The sequence below is a fragment of the Heyndrickxia sp. FSL W8-0496 genome (assembly GCF_038007825.1).
In the GTDB taxonomy this organism is placed as follows: domain Bacteria; phylum Bacillota; class Bacilli; order Bacillales; family Bacillaceae_C; genus Heyndrickxia; species Heyndrickxia oleronia.
Genome location: NZ_JBBOXX010000001.1, coordinates 3,681,546 through 3,698,005, shown reverse-complemented (window position 1 = coordinate 3,698,005; position 16,460 = coordinate 3,681,546). Strand labels below are relative to the sequence as shown.

Sequence of the window (16,460 nt, the reverse complement as noted above, 5' to 3'; positions counted from 1 at the left end):
CAACAGACATAGTAAGCTCATATAAAGGAATAGAAAATGTAGCAAGACTTAAAGATTTTATTCGGAATGTACGGAATGAGAAAGAAGATCAGATAAGGGTAGTTTCCTATACATAGGCGGTTTCTGTATAATAGTCTTTTGTAAAAGCCCTACTGCCGGCTTTTACACCTAATAAAGTATTCAGCGGTTTTGATGAAGCTTGCAACTCTTTTCTCAGTGAAATGATGGGAAAAGCATTTTTCACCAGATATTTATTAGTAATAACTTACTTAAATATTTACAATGTTCGAGAAAAGACTATAGAAGGGGATCCTATCATCAGTGATATTTCTTTCAATGGAGAATTTCTTGAAGTGGAAAGAGATACAATACGAGATAAGTATGGTGAAAATACAATTACAAACCATCATTGTAAATCAATATCAGTGATGAAAGATGAGAATAATTATGATCAATATATTTTGACGGAGTGTAGTGGCTTTCAAAGACCTTATTATTTAGGAACAGATAAAAAATAAGATTCATTTATTTCCTTTAAACGATTCAAATATCTGAATCATTTTTTCTCTATAATTCTCTTTAATTCTTTTGCACGATCTTCAAGAAAACACTGCATATATTTTTCTAAAAATAATCTATCTGCTATGCTTCCGAGTATTCCAAAGGGTGATTGATAGTCAAAGGTTTCCATCATAAGTGTACCTTTTCCGTATTCAACAAACTCATGTGTATGAATAAACGAGTGGAATGCACCTTTTACCATAATGTCGATAAATTTATGTAGTTTGTCTATTTCTATAATCTTAGCTGTCAATTTTTGTTTTACTCCAAAATGTATAGCTTCCCATACAACTATATCTCCATTTTCCAAGAGACCAGCAGTAACACCGCCAATTGCTCGTTCACTTGTTTTTCTAGTGGTTTTCATATGTATTTCTACACTTCGAGCATAATCAAAACAAATAGTAATAGGTGCTTCAATATAAATCGAATACTTAATAATTGGCATGTTTTTATATCCCCCTGTATATAGTAATGGATAGTTATTGTTTTAATTAGGCTGTATTAGTATAGTTTGTTGCTTTTGTAAAAGCCCTACTGTCAACTTTTACACCTTAAAGGAATTCATCACTTTTTTTGAAAATTGTGAAACATTCAATGCGATCTCCTCGTATATTTTTACTAACAGAAAAAAGTGAAAAAGGTGGAGATATATATGTTTATGGGGATGCAAACCTTGCCTGTTGTATATGTTGATAATAATACCATTGAAACCTTAGAGAATGTAACTATTACATTTGATGGTGATAATGCGAAGGAGCCTACTTTTAAAAAAATTAAAAGTGGAGAAAGAGTTTCGACAGCATTGTATAATAAAGTGGATGGCAAAAAAACAGTATATATGAAGTATTATAATAAAAAATTAAGGATTACAGAAAGACAAGAAATCTTCGAAGGGCTCGATCAATCACCATTAGGTACAATGGGGACGATATTGGTCGAAGTTCAAAATAAAAAAAGCGACGGGAGATATGAAATTAATATTGTGAAAAATTTTACTTTATAGAGACAATGTGGGAATGCAGTCTTAAACTCATACACTCACGACAAATATGAAAAAAAGAGGTGAGTGTATGAATAGCATTAAGACCGACATATTAATAAGGCTATTATTCTTTTATAATCCTAATGAAACATATTTAACTTCTAAATATTCCTCAATTCCGTGGTGACCACCTTCACGCCCAAGTCCACTTTGTTTGAAACCACCAAAAGGAGCTTGAGGGGTGGAAGGGAGACCATCATTGAATCCGATGATACCGTATTCCAAACCTTCGATAATTCTGATGCCTTCTGAGATGTTTTCAGTAAAGACGTAAGCAGCCAGACCGAAAATGGAATCATTTGCTCGTCTAATTACTTCCTCTTCACTTGTGTAGGAAGCAATAGGAGCAAGTGGCCCAAAAGTTTCCTCTCTCATACAAAGCATTTCATCATTTACATTTGAAAGGACAGTAGGTTGGTAGAATAATCCGTTTTCTAAGTTACCACCTGTTTCAATCTTTGCCCCTTTCTGTACAGCATCCGATACATGCTGTTGTACCTTAGAAATCGCTGCCTCATCAATTAAAGGACCAATTTCTGTTCCTTCATCCAATCCATTCCCAATCCGTAGCTCTTTTACCTTCGCAGTAAATTTAGTTGTAAATTCATCTAGAATTTCTTCGTGGACATAGATTCGATTTGAACAGACACATGTTTGTCCAGCATTACGAAATTTAGCGGCAATTACACCGTCAACCGCTTTATTCATATCAGCGTTTTTAGTTATGATGACAGGGGCATGGCCACCAAGTTCAAGCGAAATTTTTTTAACAGTGTCTGCTGAGCCGCGCATTAACAGTTTTCCTACTTCTGTTGAACCAGTAAAAGTAAGTTTTCTCACCTTTGGATCCTGTAGCCATACTTCACCAATTTCCTTCGGATCACCTGTAATAACATTAATAACGCCTTTTGGGATTCCGGCCTTTTCAGCTAATTCAGCAAGCTTTAAAGCCGTTAACGGAGTCTGCTCTGCAGGCTTGACGACAACAGTACAGCCAGCAGCAAGTGCTGGACCCACTTTACGTGTAATCATGGCAGCTGGAAAATTCCAGGGTGTAATAGCAGCAACGACACCAACGGGTTGCTTTTGAACCCACAGTCGTTTGTTTCGCTGTGTGGCAGGAATCATTTCCCCATAAACTCTTTTTCCTTCTTCAGCGTACCAGGATAGAAAACCATTTGCATATTGAATTTCTCCAAGTGCTTCCTTTAACGGTTTTCCTTGTTCAGCGGTCATGATGTTTGCAAGCTCCATTTCATGTTCTTTAACGAGGTCATACCATGCTCGAATAAGATCTCCGCGTTCATAGGCTGAAAGTGCAGCCCAGTGAGGAAATGCATCACTTGCTGCGTCAATGGCAAGCTGTGCTTCTCTTTTTCCACCAAAAGGCACTGTTGCGATGACTTCACCTGTAGCGGGATTAGTAACCTCTAATACAGGGTTATCGCTTCCTATCCATTCGCCATTGCAATACATTAACTGTTTTTCCATGCTTTTTCACTCCATTCTGTTAAACTTCAACTACCTATCGAGAAAAACATATGATTCATTTCTTCGAAGTCTTTTCTATAATTAAGGATACAAGGAAGTATCCATTCAGTAAAACCATTTGCATTCGTATCCATTACATAGAAGATGTTTTTCAGGAAACTACAGAAAAAATAGATACAAAATAGAAGAAGGAAAGAGTAAAAAAATCATAATCAAAATTTGCAGCGACTTATTAGTAGTCAATCTATTTTGGAAACGAACATGAAAAAATCCTCCATTAATAGAAGTTATCACTTTCTACCAATAGAGGATTTGTAATGTATTATAGATTAAAGCTCTGTGAATTATAATTCATCCAACTTTATTTTCCTTTTGCTAATTTTTCATGATCAATAAATTGAGGAGGCTGTTCCATCCAGCCCTTTTCTATCATTAATGTCATCCCATCTTCACCGTAAGCACCAGTTTTTGTAATGAAACTTCCATACATCGCACTTATATCCCTACGCATTGTAGCCGATAATCCAGCACCATATGTCATCATTCCAAGATTTGAAAGAATGCCGATTATATAAAGCATTAGCTGATCTGAAAAAGGGGCAGTGGTTGAGCCATTTACACTTTGATCCCATATATTAGGAAAGGGTATATCACATTCTTCTAGAACATCACGAATTGAACTGAGGATGTGTTTACTCAATTGTTTGCCACGACTAAAATATTCTCGGAGTACTTGTTCCTGTGCTACTTGGGAAAAGCCTATACAGATTGCTCGCCCAATTTCGTTCTGATAGGCATTGGTGATTAAATGAGTGACTTCGATACTTAATAGGGAGCGCTTACGTCCAAGCCATCCTGTCAAGAAGTTTTCTTTTTTGACAAAGTCTATCTTGGTAGGATAGGTCATAAAAGGCATTCGAACAAAAATTCCTTTTTGCTGCAATTTATCAATGGTATCATTATATAGCTGAGACGCGTCATCGATAAAGTCTTTGAACATGAAACGAATATCTTCTCTTGCAGAGCTTGCAAAGAATGTAGAGTGGGAACTAATCCCAAAACGGCACATTTGATAGGCACTTTGTATATAAAAAACATCAGAAAATAATTTAGGAGCTTTCGGAACTACATGTTTTTCAATTTTAAAAGCCTCAGGTATAACAATATTTTCCTTTTGGAAGAGTTCAGCGATCCGGTCTATATGTTTATTTACAATCTTTTGAATGCTTGTAAGCACTGAATCTATTTCTGGATCTGTGTTTGTTTCTATAAAGTGAGTCAGTAGACAATTAGCTACACTATCGTTCAAATATGTTGTCCAAAGAGCTGAAATTTCAGCACTTGTTAGCTTCACAATATTTATTTTATCGCTCATTTTTCATATCCCTCCATATTTCTATATTTCCCGAATAGATGAAAGGATATAATAACTAATTCACGACATTCTTAAGAGAAGGCTGTTTTCGTATCGTTTGTTGCTTTTATTCCCAATAAAGGGTTCTAGCGTATCTTATGGTGATTGCAGCTCTTTCTCAGTAATATGAAACGTGTAGCGATCCTCAGTTAATATTTATTAGTTATAATTTTACTTAAATAGAAACAACGTTTGAGTAAAGAGCCTAAGAGAAAAATATTACTCTTAATAAGACGAACGTTTTATAAGATTGATAAAGAGTAATAAACTATTACTTAAAATACTTGCAATGCCTAGCCAAAACAACCAATGGTTAGAGGTGACCCACGCTGTATATAGGATAAATAGTGCAATAAGGATGGAAATATAATTTCCCGCCCGATTTGTTTTTCTATTACTTTGAAGCTTTTGAGTTATTTTAGAAATAGAATGCTTTACTGATTGTTTTACGTAATAGGATTTTTCTTTGATCTTTTTTTTAACAAGCGTTTTCTGCTCAATTAAATTATTTACAGTTGAATTCATCATTTTTCCCACCCCGATTCCGACGTCTGGAGAACTCAGTCAATACTTGTTTTTGAAAACGATCGATCATTTGGGGATCCTCTTCCTGAATTTCAATCGTTGCTATTTCTTCAAAACCATCATGCTCTTCTCCATCAAAGTGATAGAGCTTTTTTAATAATTTCCAAAAAGTTTCTATTTCATCCGTTGTAAAATCATGAAATAGTTCTGCTAAAAAATACGTGGATCTTTCCGAACATGCAACCAATATTTTATACCCTTCTGGTGTAATTTCGATATTAATCGCTCGCTTATCTAGTTTACTTGAAACTGTTTTTATGTATCCTTTTTTTGATAGACTTGAAATTAACTTGTTTGCATTCTGTTTTGTCGTACCTAGCTTTTTAGCAATATTCATAAGAGTGGTACGTTCAAGGGGCAAATGTGCAATGGCGATAAGAGCCATATGCTGTCGAGAAGTTAAATCCTCTAGAAATTCATCACCGTGAGATTGAACTTTATTGACAACGGAAAACAATGTCGCATAACTTTGCTGCATAAAATGCAGTTCTTTTAGTAAAAGATTAATATTCATATGTGGTTCCTTTCTAAAAAAAGTCAACATGTTTACAAAATAAGAATACCATTTCTGGAATAAAAGTCAATATGTTGACTAAAATGATGTAAGTATTGATTAGGCTCTCAAAACTTGTTGTTAAGTAATATTATAAAAAAATAGGCTCCTAAAAATGAGAGATAGTAACCTCATAGTTTTTTTAGGTAGCCCTAAATAGCGTAAAATATGATGGAGCAATTTTAGCTTATTACATTTTCCCAATGATTACTCCTAGAAAGGCTAGGCTTATCCCTAAAAGATAGCTAAAGACTAAATAAATAACTTGAGTATTCCATTTTTTATTTACTATTAATTGAATATTTTCTAACTTAAAGGTTGAAAATGTTGTAAAAGCACCCATAAATCCAGTTCCTAATAATAGGAGGGGGAGACCACCTGTTTCTGTTCCATAAATGAAACCTAGTAGAAATGATCCCATTAAGTTAATGATAAATGTTGCTAGCGGGAATGAGGTTGGTTTTCTCTTTTTCATCCACTGACTGATCGAATAACGGGTAATGGCTCCAAAAAAGCCTCCAAATGCTACCGCAATTGCGTTAATCACCATCATTTGTATGTTTCTCCTTCTCTTTGTAATCGATTCTTTGTACATATTTCTCCTAAACGGTAACCGAAGTATGAAAAAAATAATCCACCGAAAAGACTACCAAGGACATAGAGAATAGCAAACCCCCATAGTGAGTTTTGTATTAATTGAATGGACTCGACACTAAAGGTTGAAAAGGTGGTAAACGATCCTACCAGCCCAGTACCGAAGCCAGTTAAAAGGGCAGGTGAAAGAAGTTTTAATTTGGATAAATAGGTTGTAAACCACCCTAAGACAAAACACCCAATTAAATTAATTATTAATGTTGCAATAGGGAATGGGGAGGACCACCAAATAACGGAACTTAAACCAATATAATAACGTAAAAGGGAACCAATTATCCCTCCAATTCCTACAGATAAATAGCTCATTTGCTCACCTCAAAAATTATTCGTTTGATTCTATTTTCTCTATACTCACTAAAAAAAGGTGTGTTGAAATCGTAGTATAAATCAATCATTCCAGTTTATACGATAAAAGGATCGACTTTTGCCTAAAAAAAATTAGACTCCTACCCTATATAGGGTAGGAGTCATTAGCTTTAAGCACTTAAGGGCGAACTCCATCGCCGCATATTTAATTACATGTATTTTATCATAATTGCGTAAAAATGTTTAGTGTTTTTAGTGAATTTTAAGATCCTTGCTGAAAAGGTTACTATATAAAAGTTCATGAATATCCTCTTTTTCAGCTTCGTATGAACTTTTGGAAAAGACTCTTTTCTCAAACATTGTTTCTATTTAAGTAAAGTTATAACTAATAAATATCAACTGAGGATCGCTACACGTATCATTTTACTGAAAAAGAGCTGCAATCTCCATCAGAACCGCTAGAATCCTTTATTGGGAGTAAAAGTCGGCAGTTCGGCTTTTACAAAAGCAACAAACGATAAGAAAACAGCCTTGGAAAAAGCAAGTTGTGATGATTTTATGTCATTCATAGGAGAGAACTTGTTTGTTGCTATAATTGTTTCTAAAATAAAAGGAAAGATTATCCTTGAAAGGATGGAAAAAAATGTTTAAGAAAAGTGTCTTAATTATTCCACTGATCGTAGTAATGTTCATCATTTCAGCATGTTCTAATTCTGGTGATGAGAGTAAAGAACCAAAGGAAAAAGAGGTTAGCCACACAATGCCAGTGGAGGAAACAGCAAGCGCCGCTATTTTACCTAGTTTTCTTGATAATAGCTCTGAAACGATTCAAACGATTTATCAAGCCGCTGCCTCACATCAAGAATTGCTAGAACATATGCCATGTTATTGTGGCTGTGGAGAAATGGGACATGAGAATAACTATGATTGTTTTATTCAGGAGAATAAACAAAATGGTGCAATCGTATGGGATGAACATGGTGTGAACTGTGATGTATGCTTAGAAATTGCTGCTGAATCAATGGTTGAATACCAAAAAGGAAAATCGATGTTAGACATTCGAAAAGAAATTGATGAAAAATATAAGGAAGGTTATGCTAAACCAACGCCTACACCAATGCCTGAAGCATAAAAAAACCGGGACTGTTTAATAAACAGTCCCGAGCTTTTATTAATTTGCAATTGAATCTGTCAAAAAGTCTGTGTCTGGTTTTGCCTTTAATTTTGTTACTTCAATATAGGAGATATGCTGGTCCTCAATCTCCTTAACTTTAAAACAATACCCGTCTTCTTCAATAAAATCATTTTTCTTTACATTATATTTCTGGGTGAGTATCCATCCACCAATTGTATCCACATCTTCCTCATTCAGATGGGTTCCTAGTAAATCATTCACTTCAGTAATCAAAACCTTTGCGTCAAACAGATAATGACCATTAGAAATCTTTCTTACTTCTGATATTTCATCTGAGTCAAATTCATCCCGAATTTCCCCTACGATCTCCTCGAGAATATCTTCAATGGTCACTAACCCTGCAGTACCCCCATATTCATCAATTAAAATGGCTAAATGTGTTCGTTCTTTCTGTAATTTAACGAGTAATTCATGGATAGGAATACTTTCAATGACTCGGATCACTGGTTTTACAAATCGTTCAATTGACATATTTTCTGAGCTTAGTTCCTTATTAATCCAAGCCGTCATTATTTCTTTTATATTAATGACACCAATCATATTATCTTTATCGCCATCCATTACAGGATAACGTGTATATCTTTCATGATTTACTATTTCAAGTACCTCTTTGATTGATGCATCAATTGATATACATGCAATCTCGGGACGAGGCACCATTATTTCCTTTGCAATTCTCTCATCAAACTCAAAAATATTGTTAACATATTTGTACTCAGACTGATTGATTTCACCATTTCGATAGCTTTCTGATAAAATAAGGCGAAGCTCCTCTTCTGAGTGTGCTTGTTCATGTTCAGATGCTGGTTTTAATCCGAATAGCCCTGTAATAAAACGTGCAGAACCATTTAATGCCCATATAAATGGGAAAAGAATTTTGTAAAACCAAATCAATGGTTTCGAGATCAGTAATGTAATAGTTTCAGCTTTTTGTATTGCGAACGTCTTTGGAGCGAGTTCTCCAATAACGACATGTAAAAATGTAATAACAAGAAATGTTACAATAACAGAGACCAAATGTGAGGTTGAGTCTGACATGTTCCATTGATGAAATAATTTCTTAAATAACTCCCCAACAGTGGGTTCTCCTAACCATCCAATTCCAAGAGCGGTAACTGTTATACCGAGCTGACAAGCTGATAAATACTCATCTAAGTGGCTAATTATTTTCTTCGCTGATAGAGCCATTTTATTTCCATCTTGAATGAGTTGATCAATTCTTGTTGTTCTCACTTTTACTACTGCAAATTCTGCCGCAACAAAAAATGCAGTTAACGCAATTAAAATCACCAAAACAATTATATTTACTATGTCCAATTAGTTCCTTCACTAATGTGAAGGGTTCACCTCCGTGAAAAGAAATTTTAGAATTATACAATTTTACTATACCATTTTAAAGAATAAAAAGAATCCTATTTATTGTATAAATATTGAATATTTTATGGTTATAATTGGTTACAAACAAAAATATAAGGAGTTTATATCATGGGGAAATTCCAAATTAGACTTGCTAGAAAAGAAGAAGGACAAGCTATTATTCAGTTATTACAAGAAACTGCACAATGGATTAAGGATCAAGGGATTAATCAGTGGCAATATTTATTAGATGGAGGAGAAAATCAAGAAATTCTTCAGTGTATTGGTCAGAATTTGACTTATATAGTGTACCACCAAGAGGAAATGATAGCGACTTTTACCCTTTATACAGAGCAAAATGAATGGGATCAATATATCTGGAAGGAAGACTCAAAAGATGCAATATACTTGCATCGATTAGCGGTGAAACCAAGTTATATGAAAAATGGTGTCGGCAAAGAAATGATTCATTGGATCGAGACGGAGTATCAAACAGATAAAACATATTTTAGGCTAGATTGTGTGGCAGGGAACGAGAAGCTTAATCAGTTTTATCAAAAAATGGGCTTTGAGCTTCTAGGGGTATCAAAAGACCATAGTCGATATCAAAAGCTTCTAAAGTGAATAGGAGGGGAGTGGCTTTGTGCTAAGAAGGCTTTTTTTTCAAAGCTCTTTTCTCAAACATTGTTGCCATTGAAAGTAAAGTTTTAACTCAGGAGCTGCAAACTCCATAAAGATAGCCGATAATAAAGAAGAGAACACGCTAGTGTTCACTTCTTTATTTGATGTGGTTATTAATCCAGTTAAGTATAATCTGGTAGACCTCATCTTTATTTAACTCATTCAACATCTCATGGCGTCCATCTTTAAAAAATTGGTATTCAAGATTCCTTAAACCATTCTGCGTGTATTGTTGAATGACTTTTCTTACACCTTTCGTATGTCCACCAACAGGATCATGGTCCCCACTGAAAATAAGGATAGGCAATTCTTTCGGAATTTGTTGGATAAATGGTTGATGGTGAATCTTTTCTAATCCAGTGAATAAATCGTAAAAAAATCCAGAACTACAAATAAATCCACAATAAGGGTCATTTAAATATTTTTCTACTTCTATCGGATCACTTGAAAGCCAGTCGAATTCTGTTTGCGGATCATCAATTCCACGATTATATGCCCCAAACGATAAACGATTGAGTACAGTGCTTGGTTTTTTCAGTCCGTACTTTCGTATTTCTCGTTTTGCAATTTGTTTTCCAATCTTACCTGCGATGCCTGGATTTCCTCCTGTCCCTGAGATGATCACCCCTTGAATCGAATGTGCATATTCCTGAATATATCTTCTAGCAATAAATGATCCCATACTATGTCCTAATAAAAAAATTGGCACATTTGGATATTTAGCTTGGATGAATTGATTGACTTCATAAAGATCAGTAACTACCCGGTCAAAGCCATTTTCTTCAGCAAAGAATCCGTGCAAACCGGCCCTTTCTCCTGTATGTCCATGACCACGATGGTCATTTCCATATACAAAGATTCCTTCTTGCAGGAGAAAGTTTGCAAATGAATCATATCTCTCAATATGCTCAGCCATCCCATGTGATAGCTGAACGATGGCTAATGGCTGTTTATCTGCCATCGTCCAATTTCTTAAATACACTTCAACTTGATCATCCATTGTAAGCCAATCATACGTTCTCACCATTTATTTTCCACCTTTATCATTTGAATGCTGTTAATCTTAATTTCAGATTAAGATAAATTTAATAGAAATAGCAAGAGTAAGAATGATAAAACTATTGGATATCAATTGGAACAACAGCATCTCTAATCTCTTTTTCTAATTCTGCTGTGTATTCATTTGTTTGCTCAGAGGTCCAACCAAACATTTCTTCCATTTTAGAGATGATTGGTTCCTTCCATTTCTTTGCCCAATGAATATTGAAGAAGACAGCTCCTGTTCGTCGGATAAAGAAATCAACAGGCTTTAAGACCATTTCATGTTCAATTGCATACATGAGTTGTGCGTATACAAAAGGGGATAATTGATTTTCTTCTTGCTCTGTACATTCCTTAGCATATTGGAATAAGAAATCAATATTTGTACCATATTTGCTGGCGAGAATAAGGCCCTCTTCTGTAGTTAAACCGTATTGAATGGCTTCTTTTGACTTATTATTTATAAAGGATTCATATTTTTCAGAGCCACCGAAGTCTCCTCCTGATATAGGAAAATGGATGGTTTGACACGGCTTAAACGTCCTTTGTTGTGTTTCAGATAATTCTTTACAAACGAGATCAAGCACATTTTCTGCCATCTTTCGATAACCGGTTAATTTACCACCAGCTATGGTAATTAAGCCACTATCTGCCTCCCATATTTCATCTTTTCTTGAAATTTCTGAAGGGTCCTTTCCCTGTTCATAGATAAGCGGACGAACACCAGCCCAACTAGACTCAACATCGTCCTTTGTAATTTTTACGTCAGGAAAAATATAGTGGATTGCATCAATGACATAATCTCGATCAGAAGATAACATTTTAGGATGTGCAGTATCCTTGTCATAAAAGGTATCCGTTGTTCCAACATATGTTTTACCATCACGAGGAATGGCAAAGATCATTCTTCCATCCGGTGTATCGAAGTAAACAGCTTGATGTAAAGGGAACACAGACTGATCAAAAACTAGATGAATTCCTTTCGTTAAGCGAAGCTGCTTATTATTTTTAGAATAATCGTTGCCTCTTACTTGATCGACCCATGGTCCTGCAGCATTGACAAATTTTTCAGCATGAATTTCAAACTTTTCATTCGTTAGCAGATCTCGGACGATAGCACCGTTGATTTTTTTATTTTCATCATAGAGAAATTGTTCCGCTTTTGTATAATTTACAATGTTAGCCCCGTTTTCTACAGCTGCCTTCATCACTTCAATGGTTAATCTTGCATCATCTGTACGGTATTCGACGTAATAACCGCCACCTTTTAGTCCTTCTTTTTTTATAAGAGGTTCTTTCCTAAGCGTTTGTTCAGCAGATAGCATTTTGCGACGTTCAGTCTTTTTTACTTGAGCTAAATAATCATATAATTTAAGTCCGATAGACGTTGTGAATGCACCAAAAGTTCCCCCTTTATGAAATGGAAGAAGCATCCATTCAGGAGTTGTTACATGTGGACCATTCTCATAGACGATGGCACGTTCTCGTCCTACTTCCTTAACAACATTTATTTCAAATTGCTTTAAATAACGTAATCCTCCGTGTACTAGTTTAGTTGAACGGCTAGATGTTCCGGCCGCAAAATCCTGCATCTCAACTAAGGCAACCTTTAACCCCCGTGTAACCGCATCTAATGCAATTCCAGCACCCGTAATCCCGCCTCCAATAATGAGAAGGTCATATTTTTCCTTTGCCATTTGTGCTAGATTATTTGAACGATGAAAACCCGAGAAATTGTTATTCATTTGAACCGTCTCCTCTTTCATATATTTATCTTTATATAATTATTTGATTGAAAGTAAAAGGTTGAAAAAACAAAAAGAGACCACAACAAGCATTTTAGTCTGACTACTAAAATGTTGTGTGGTCTCTCTTAATCTCCAACCGAATTATTAACTTGATTTTATTCTAACACATAATATTTTTAAGTCCAATGATAAAAATTGAATTAATGTTTTACGACTTCCTGTCCACGGACATTCCATGTAATGGCAAATACGATTGCTGCAAGTACACAAGAAGCAGTTAATAGTATAAATCCTGCGTTCCATCCAGCATAATCCACGATATATCCCATTAATGCATTCGCTGTAACGGTTCCACCTAAATAACCAAATAAACCAGTTAATCCGGCTGCAGTACCTGCTGCTTTTTTTGGAACAAAGTCAAGTGCTTGTAAACCAATTAACATAACCGGTCCATAGATAAGAAATCCAATTGCGATCAAGGAGATCATATCAATCATTGGATTTCCGGGTGGATTAAACCAATAAACGAGAACGGCAATTAAAACCCCTAGCATAAATACAAACCCTGCCGGACCACGACGTCCCTTAAATAATTTATCTGAAATATACCCGCAAAGTAAGGTTCCAGGGATTCCGGCCCATTCAAATAGGAAGTAAGCCACACTTGATTTGTCCATATTAAAACCTTTTTCTTCACTCAAATAAGTTGGTGCCCAATCAAGTACGCCATAGCGGACAAAATATACGAAAATATTTGCAATGGCAATGGCCCAAACCCATTTATTATTTAGTACATACTTAAATAGAATTTCTTTTGTTGTTAATTCAGTTTCAAATGTCTTTTTTTCTTTACTTGGATAATCATTTCGATATTCCTCAATTGGTGGAAGGCCAACCGATTGCGGTGTATCACGGATTAATATATAAGAAATTAAGGCAATCACGATAGCCACTAAGGCAGGTAAAATGAAAACCCCTTCATATCCATTTGAATGTGTCCCCAAGATAATCGCAAAAAGAGAAGCTCCGCCTACTGCAATTGGTGCCATTATTCCACCACCAACATTATGCGCGACATTCCATATAGCAGTTTTTCCTCCTCTTTCACTTACACTAAACCAGTGAACGAGAACACGACCAGATGGTGGCCACCCCATACCTTGAAACCAACCATTGATAAATAGCATAATAAACATAATTGCAATAGATGAGGTGAAAAAGGGAACAAATCCCATAAGTAAACAGATAATTGCAGAAAGAATTAAACCCGCTGGTAAGAAAATTCGGGAGTTACTCCTATCAGAGACGGTCCCCATTACAAATTTACTAATTCCATAAGCGATGGAAACAGCGGATAAAGCAAGACCTAGCTCTCCTTTGGAAAAACCTTGGTCTGTTAAATAGGGCATCGCAAGAGAGAAGTTTTTGCGAAGTAGATAATACGCTGCATAGCCAATAAAAATTCCAATGAATACTTGAATTCGATGTTTCTTATACTCAGAATCAATTTGCTCATTAGGTAATCTTTCTATCGGTGGTGCAGGTTGAAAAAGTTTAAGCATACAAATCCTCCTTATTAGTATTAAACAAGTTTACAAGACAAAAAAAACCATACTTTTTAACACACCCTTTGAAGCAGGTGTGTAATATAAGTACGGTTCTCCGAATCTCCATCATCTTTAACTTGTAACATTATATTACTTTCTTGTGAAAGCGATGTCAATATATTAATATTATAACTTTTTAATAATACATGTTTAGATTCGTGATAATTAGGAAAATACAGCTGGAAAAATATATATTAGGAAACTTAAAACGCTATAAATGAAAAAAGTTTTGATGAGAATACTAGATAAAATGCTTCCATAGCTTCGTATTAGATGTCGTTATTGCAGAAGCTCCCGCCTCAATGGCCTGTTCCACTTCATCTGGATTATCGATTAATCCTCCTGCAAAAATTGTCTTTCCGGTTTTTTCCTTTACCTCAGCTATAATTTTGGGAATGACACCTGGAAGCAGTTCGATATAATGTGGATCCGTTTTTTCAATCAGTTTAATACTTCTTTCAAGCGCACTGGAATCAATTACAAATGCTCTCTGTGTAGCAAACACACCTTTTTGTCTCGCTTTTGTAATCACTCCTCCCTTAGTAGAAATCAATCCATATGGCTTAATTTCCTGACATAAATATTCTGTCGCTGCTTCATCATGACTAAGCCCTTGTATTAAATCTACGTGAAGGAACATATTTTTTTTATGTCTTCTAGCATATTCAAACACACTTTTTAGCATCCCAATATGCAAGTCAAGGAAAACACCATATGTAAAAGGTGTATCCAGCATCTTATCAAAATCTTTCATTGATCGAATTGCGGGAAGAATTTTTTGCCCATGAAACGTCATTATTACACCTCAAGTCTATATTTGTCACTCATTGTATGGCAAACAGTCTAATGAAATCAATCTAACATGAAAGAGGCATGATCTCAATTATTTAAAATACTTCATTTGTTATTAATAGTAAATGAATTATAAATGTTATAAATGCTTTATTATGGTAAAATTATCAAAGTTAGGTATTTAGTAGTTGATGATTTTTTCTTATTATCAGGGTTTGATAGGGGAGTTAAGGTTGAATATTTTAGAGATAAAACAACTAGAAAAGCGAATAGAAAATACGGTTTTAATCGCTCAAATGAATTTAGAAATAAAATCTGGGGAAGCAGTGGCCATTCAATGTAATGTGGAAATTGGTAAGCAGCTAATCCATATTTTATTAGGTGAATCTTCAGCATCAGGCGGTCAGGTACTCGTTACTGGAAAAACATTTTCCTCATTTAAAGCAATATGCAAAAAGGTAGGTATTGTGTTATTAAATGAATCGTTATATGATCGCCTAACCCCATTTGAATATTTAAGTTTTTATAAAAGGCTTTATGAAGTAAAAACAGATGTAAATATGCTTCTTCAAAAAATTGGTTTGGTAAAAAGAGTGAGAATAGATAAGCTTACTTTTTCGGAAAAAAAACGTCTTCAGATTGCTCGAGCCATTCTTCATCAACCTGAACTGATTATCCTTGAAGAGCCTATTCAAAATATAGATATTGAAAGCCAATATATCATTAGGAATCTAATTAATGATCTTTTAGATGAACAAAAAGCGATTTTAATAACAACTAGTAATTTAGAAAATGCAATTACCATGACAGATCATGTGTATTTATTGAATGAGGACGGTTTGAAGAAAATAGATGTCATGGATAGTGAGGAAACGACAGAAATTGAAACAGGAGAATTACAAACTGACCTTCAGACTAATACAGAAGAAATAGAAAATGTTCAAGAAAGCCAGATAAATCCTATTCCATTTCGATTTGAAAAAATTCCTGCCAAAGTAAACGATAAAATTATTTTACTTGATCCCACTGAGATCGATTATATCGAAAGTAATGATGGAATTTCCTACTTGAATGTAAAAGGAGAGGTCTTTCCTTGCAGTTATTCATTGAATCAGCTTTTTGATCGACTCTATCCATTTGGCTTTTTCCGCTGTCATCGCTCGTATATCGTCAATCTTCAAAAGGTACGAGAAGTAATTACATGGACGAGAAATAGCTATAGTTTGATTTTAGATGATTCAAAGAAAAGTTCGGTTCCTCTGTCAAAAGGAAAAATGAATGAACTGAAGGAAATTATCGGAATTTAAAATGACCATCCTGTAATTTTTTCATTGAATGTATGCTCCACTCACCAATAAAAATACTCCATTCAACTTTATTTCTACTCTTTTTACCTTGATATTACTGCGTTCTTGCAAAATCACAGCTAAA

Annotated in this window: 18 protein-coding genes and 1 riboswitch; of the genes, 6 read left to right on the top strand and 12 right to left on the bottom strand. The window is 34.9% G+C overall.

Annotated features, from left to right (window positions below; translation table 11 throughout):
* Positions 1-8: 8 nt before the first annotated feature.
* Positions 9-116, top strand: a complete 108-nt coding sequence (locus NST63_RS27815; RefSeq protein WP_212942744.1) for a DUF4362 domain-containing protein — start codon at positions 9-11, stop codon at positions 114-116.
* 108 nt (positions 117-224) lie between these two features.
* Positions 225-518, top strand: coding sequence for a DUF4362 domain-containing protein (locus NST63_RS18710; RefSeq protein ID WP_341043379.1), 294 nt, complete (start codon positions 225-227; stop codon positions 516-518).
* 38 nt (positions 519-556) lie between these two features.
* Here the strand turns inward: NST63_RS18710 and NST63_RS18705 are convergent, their stop codons facing one another.
* A complete protein-coding gene (locus NST63_RS18705; RefSeq protein WP_212942590.1) occupies positions 557-1,009 on the bottom strand; it encodes an SRPBCC family protein in 453 nt (150 codons plus the stop codon).
* A 207-nt stretch (positions 1,010-1,216) separates the two neighbouring features.
* On the opposite strand from NST63_RS18705, the gene NST63_RS18700 reads away from it, so the two are divergent.
* Positions 1,217-1,567: a hypothetical protein gene (locus NST63_RS18700; protein ID WP_212942588.1), complete on the top strand. Its 351-nt coding sequence runs from the start codon at positions 1,217-1,219 to the stop codon at positions 1,565-1,567.
* A gap of 111 nt (positions 1,568-1,678) precedes the next feature.
* Here NST63_RS18700 and NST63_RS18695 read toward each other — a convergent pair whose 3' ends face one another.
* The 6 genes from NST63_RS18695 to crcB (NST63_RS18670) form a co-directional block, all read right to left on the bottom strand.
* Positions 1,679-3,097 carry an NAD-dependent succinate-semialdehyde dehydrogenase gene (locus NST63_RS18695; protein WP_341043375.1) on the bottom strand — a complete coding sequence of 473 codons (1,419 nt, stop codon included), beginning with the start codon at positions 3,095-3,097 and terminating at the stop codon, positions 1,679-1,681.
* A 361-nt stretch (positions 3,098-3,458) separates the two neighbouring features.
* Positions 3,459-4,472: a DUF3231 family protein gene (locus tag NST63_RS18690; RefSeq protein WP_341043374.1), complete on the bottom strand. Its 1,014-nt coding sequence runs from the start codon at positions 4,470-4,472 to the stop codon at positions 3,459-3,461.
* A 264-nt stretch (positions 4,473-4,736) separates the two neighbouring features.
* Positions 4,737-5,036 (bottom strand): hypothetical protein, encoded by a 300-nt coding sequence (locus NST63_RS18685; RefSeq protein WP_341043373.1) that lies wholly within the window; start codon positions 5,034-5,036, stop codon positions 4,737-4,739.
* Positions 5,017-5,610, bottom strand: coding sequence for a MarR family winged helix-turn-helix transcriptional regulator (locus NST63_RS18680; protein WP_212942742.1), 594 nt, complete (start codon positions 5,608-5,610; stop codon positions 5,017-5,019). The genes NST63_RS18685 and NST63_RS18680 overlap by 20 nt, the downstream gene beginning before the upstream one ends.
* Before the next feature lie 229 nt (positions 5,611-5,839).
* Positions 5,840-6,199, bottom strand: a complete 360-nt coding sequence (crcB, locus tag NST63_RS18675; protein ID WP_341044216.1) for a fluoride efflux transporter CrcB — start codon at positions 6,197-6,199, stop codon at positions 5,840-5,842.
* Complete coding sequence (gene crcB / locus NST63_RS18670; protein WP_212942580.1) at positions 6,199-6,609, bottom strand: fluoride efflux transporter CrcB; 411 nt, start codon at positions 6,607-6,609, stop codon at positions 6,199-6,201. The genes crcB (NST63_RS18675) and crcB (NST63_RS18670) overlap by 1 nt, the downstream gene beginning before the upstream one ends.
* 148 nt (positions 6,610-6,757) lie before the next feature.
* A riboswitch (Fluoride riboswitch) is annotated at positions 6,758-6,817 on the bottom strand.
* 435 nt (positions 6,818-7,252) lie between these two features.
* On the opposite strand from crcB (NST63_RS18670), the gene NST63_RS18665 reads away from it, so the two are divergent.
* Positions 7,253-7,741, top strand: a complete 489-nt coding sequence (locus NST63_RS18665) for a PCYCGC motif-containing (lipo)protein (protein WP_341043372.1) — start codon at positions 7,253-7,255, stop codon at positions 7,739-7,741.
* A 39-nt stretch (positions 7,742-7,780) separates the two neighbouring features.
* Here the strand turns inward: NST63_RS18665 and NST63_RS18660 are convergent, their stop codons facing one another.
* Positions 7,781-9,121, bottom strand: coding sequence for a hemolysin family protein (locus NST63_RS18660; protein ID WP_212942578.1), 1,341 nt, complete (start codon positions 9,119-9,121; stop codon positions 7,781-7,783).
* Positions 9,122-9,289: 168 nt separating this feature from the next.
* On the opposite strand from NST63_RS18660, the gene NST63_RS18655 reads away from it, so the two are divergent.
* On the top strand, positions 9,290-9,784 hold the full coding sequence (locus NST63_RS18655) for a GNAT family N-acetyltransferase (RefSeq protein WP_212942572.1): 495 nt from the start codon (positions 9,290-9,292) through the stop codon (positions 9,782-9,784).
* Between the two features lie 154 nt (positions 9,785-9,938).
* Here NST63_RS18655 and NST63_RS18650 read toward each other — a convergent pair whose 3' ends face one another.
* The 4 genes from NST63_RS18650 to NST63_RS18635 all read right to left on the bottom strand — a co-directional run bounded on the left by NST63_RS18650 (position 9,939) and on the right by NST63_RS18635 (position 15,033).
* Complete coding sequence (locus tag NST63_RS18650; protein ID WP_212942570.1) at positions 9,939-10,868, bottom strand: alpha/beta hydrolase; 930 nt, start codon at positions 10,866-10,868, stop codon at positions 9,939-9,941.
* Between the two features lie 91 nt (positions 10,869-10,959).
* Positions 10,960-12,627 (bottom strand): glycerol-3-phosphate dehydrogenase/oxidase, encoded by a 1,668-nt coding sequence (locus NST63_RS18645; protein WP_212942569.1) that lies wholly within the window; start codon positions 12,625-12,627, stop codon positions 10,960-10,962.
* A 203-nt stretch (positions 12,628-12,830) separates the two neighbouring features.
* Entirely contained in the window at positions 12,831-14,192 is a 1,362-nt protein-coding gene (gene glpT, locus NST63_RS18640) for a glycerol-3-phosphate transporter (RefSeq protein WP_058005025.1), read from the bottom strand.
* A 286-nt stretch (positions 14,193-14,478) separates the two neighbouring features.
* Positions 14,479-15,033, bottom strand: coding sequence for a glycerol-3-phosphate responsive antiterminator (locus NST63_RS18635; RefSeq protein WP_058005026.1), 555 nt, complete (start codon positions 15,031-15,033; stop codon positions 14,479-14,481).
* Positions 15,034-15,262: 229 nt separating this feature from the next.
* On the opposite strand from NST63_RS18635, the gene NST63_RS18630 reads away from it, so the two are divergent.
* Positions 15,263-16,336, top strand: coding sequence for a LytTR family transcriptional regulator DNA-binding domain-containing protein (locus NST63_RS18630; RefSeq protein ID WP_212942568.1), 1,074 nt, complete (start codon positions 15,263-15,265; stop codon positions 16,334-16,336).
* The last annotated feature ends 124 nt before the right edge of the window (positions 16,337-16,460 follow it).

Excerpts from the sequence above, each read along its gene's own strand:
- NST63_RS18710 (WP_341043379.1), top strand. The coding sequence starts at position 225 with ATGGGAAAAGCATTTTTCACCAGATATTTATTAGTAATAACTTACTTA.
- NST63_RS18705 (WP_212942590.1), bottom strand. The coding sequence starts at position 1,009 with ATGCCAATTATTAAGTATTCGATTTATATTGAAGCACCTATTACTATT.
- NST63_RS18700 (WP_212942588.1), top strand. The coding sequence starts at position 1,217 with ATGTTTATGGGGATGCAAACCTTGCCTGTTGTATATGTTGATAATAAT.
- NST63_RS18695 (WP_341043375.1), bottom strand. The coding sequence starts at position 3,097 with ATGGAAAAACAGTTAATGTATTGCAATGGCGAATGGATAGGAAGCGAT.
- NST63_RS18690 (WP_341043374.1), bottom strand. The coding sequence starts at position 4,472 with ATGAGCGATAAAATAAATATTGTGAAGCTAACAAGTGCTGAAATTTCA.
- NST63_RS18685 (WP_341043373.1), bottom strand. The coding sequence starts at position 5,036 with ATGAATTCAACTGTAAATAATTTAATTGAGCAGAAAACGCTTGTTAAA.
- NST63_RS18680 (WP_212942742.1), bottom strand. The coding sequence starts at position 5,610 with ATGAATATTAATCTTTTACTAAAAGAACTGCATTTTATGCAGCAAAGT.
- crcB (WP_341044216.1), bottom strand. The coding sequence starts at position 6,199 with ATGGTGATTAACGCAATTGCGGTAGCATTTGGAGGCTTTTTTGGAGCC.
- crcB (WP_212942580.1), bottom strand. The coding sequence starts at position 6,609 with ATGAGCTATTTATCTGTAGGAATTGGAGGGATAATTGGTTCCCTTTTA.
- NST63_RS18665 (WP_341043372.1), top strand. The coding sequence starts at position 7,253 with ATGTTTAAGAAAAGTGTCTTAATTATTCCACTGATCGTAGTAATGTTC.
- NST63_RS18655 (WP_212942572.1), top strand. The coding sequence starts at position 9,290 with ATGGGGAAATTCCAAATTAGACTTGCTAGAAAAGAAGAAGGACAAGCT.
- NST63_RS18650 (WP_212942570.1), bottom strand. The coding sequence starts at position 10,868 with ATGGTGAGAACGTATGATTGGCTTACAATGGATGATCAAGTTGAAGTG.
- NST63_RS18645 (WP_212942569.1), bottom strand. The coding sequence starts at position 12,627 with ATGAATAACAATTTCTCGGGTTTTCATCGTTCAAATAATCTAGCACAA.
- glpT (WP_058005025.1), bottom strand. The coding sequence starts at position 14,192 with ATGCTTAAACTTTTTCAACCTGCACCACCGATAGAAAGATTACCTAAT.
- NST63_RS18635 (WP_058005026.1), bottom strand. The coding sequence starts at position 15,033 with ATGACGTTTCATGGGCAAAAAATTCTTCCCGCAATTCGATCAATGAAA.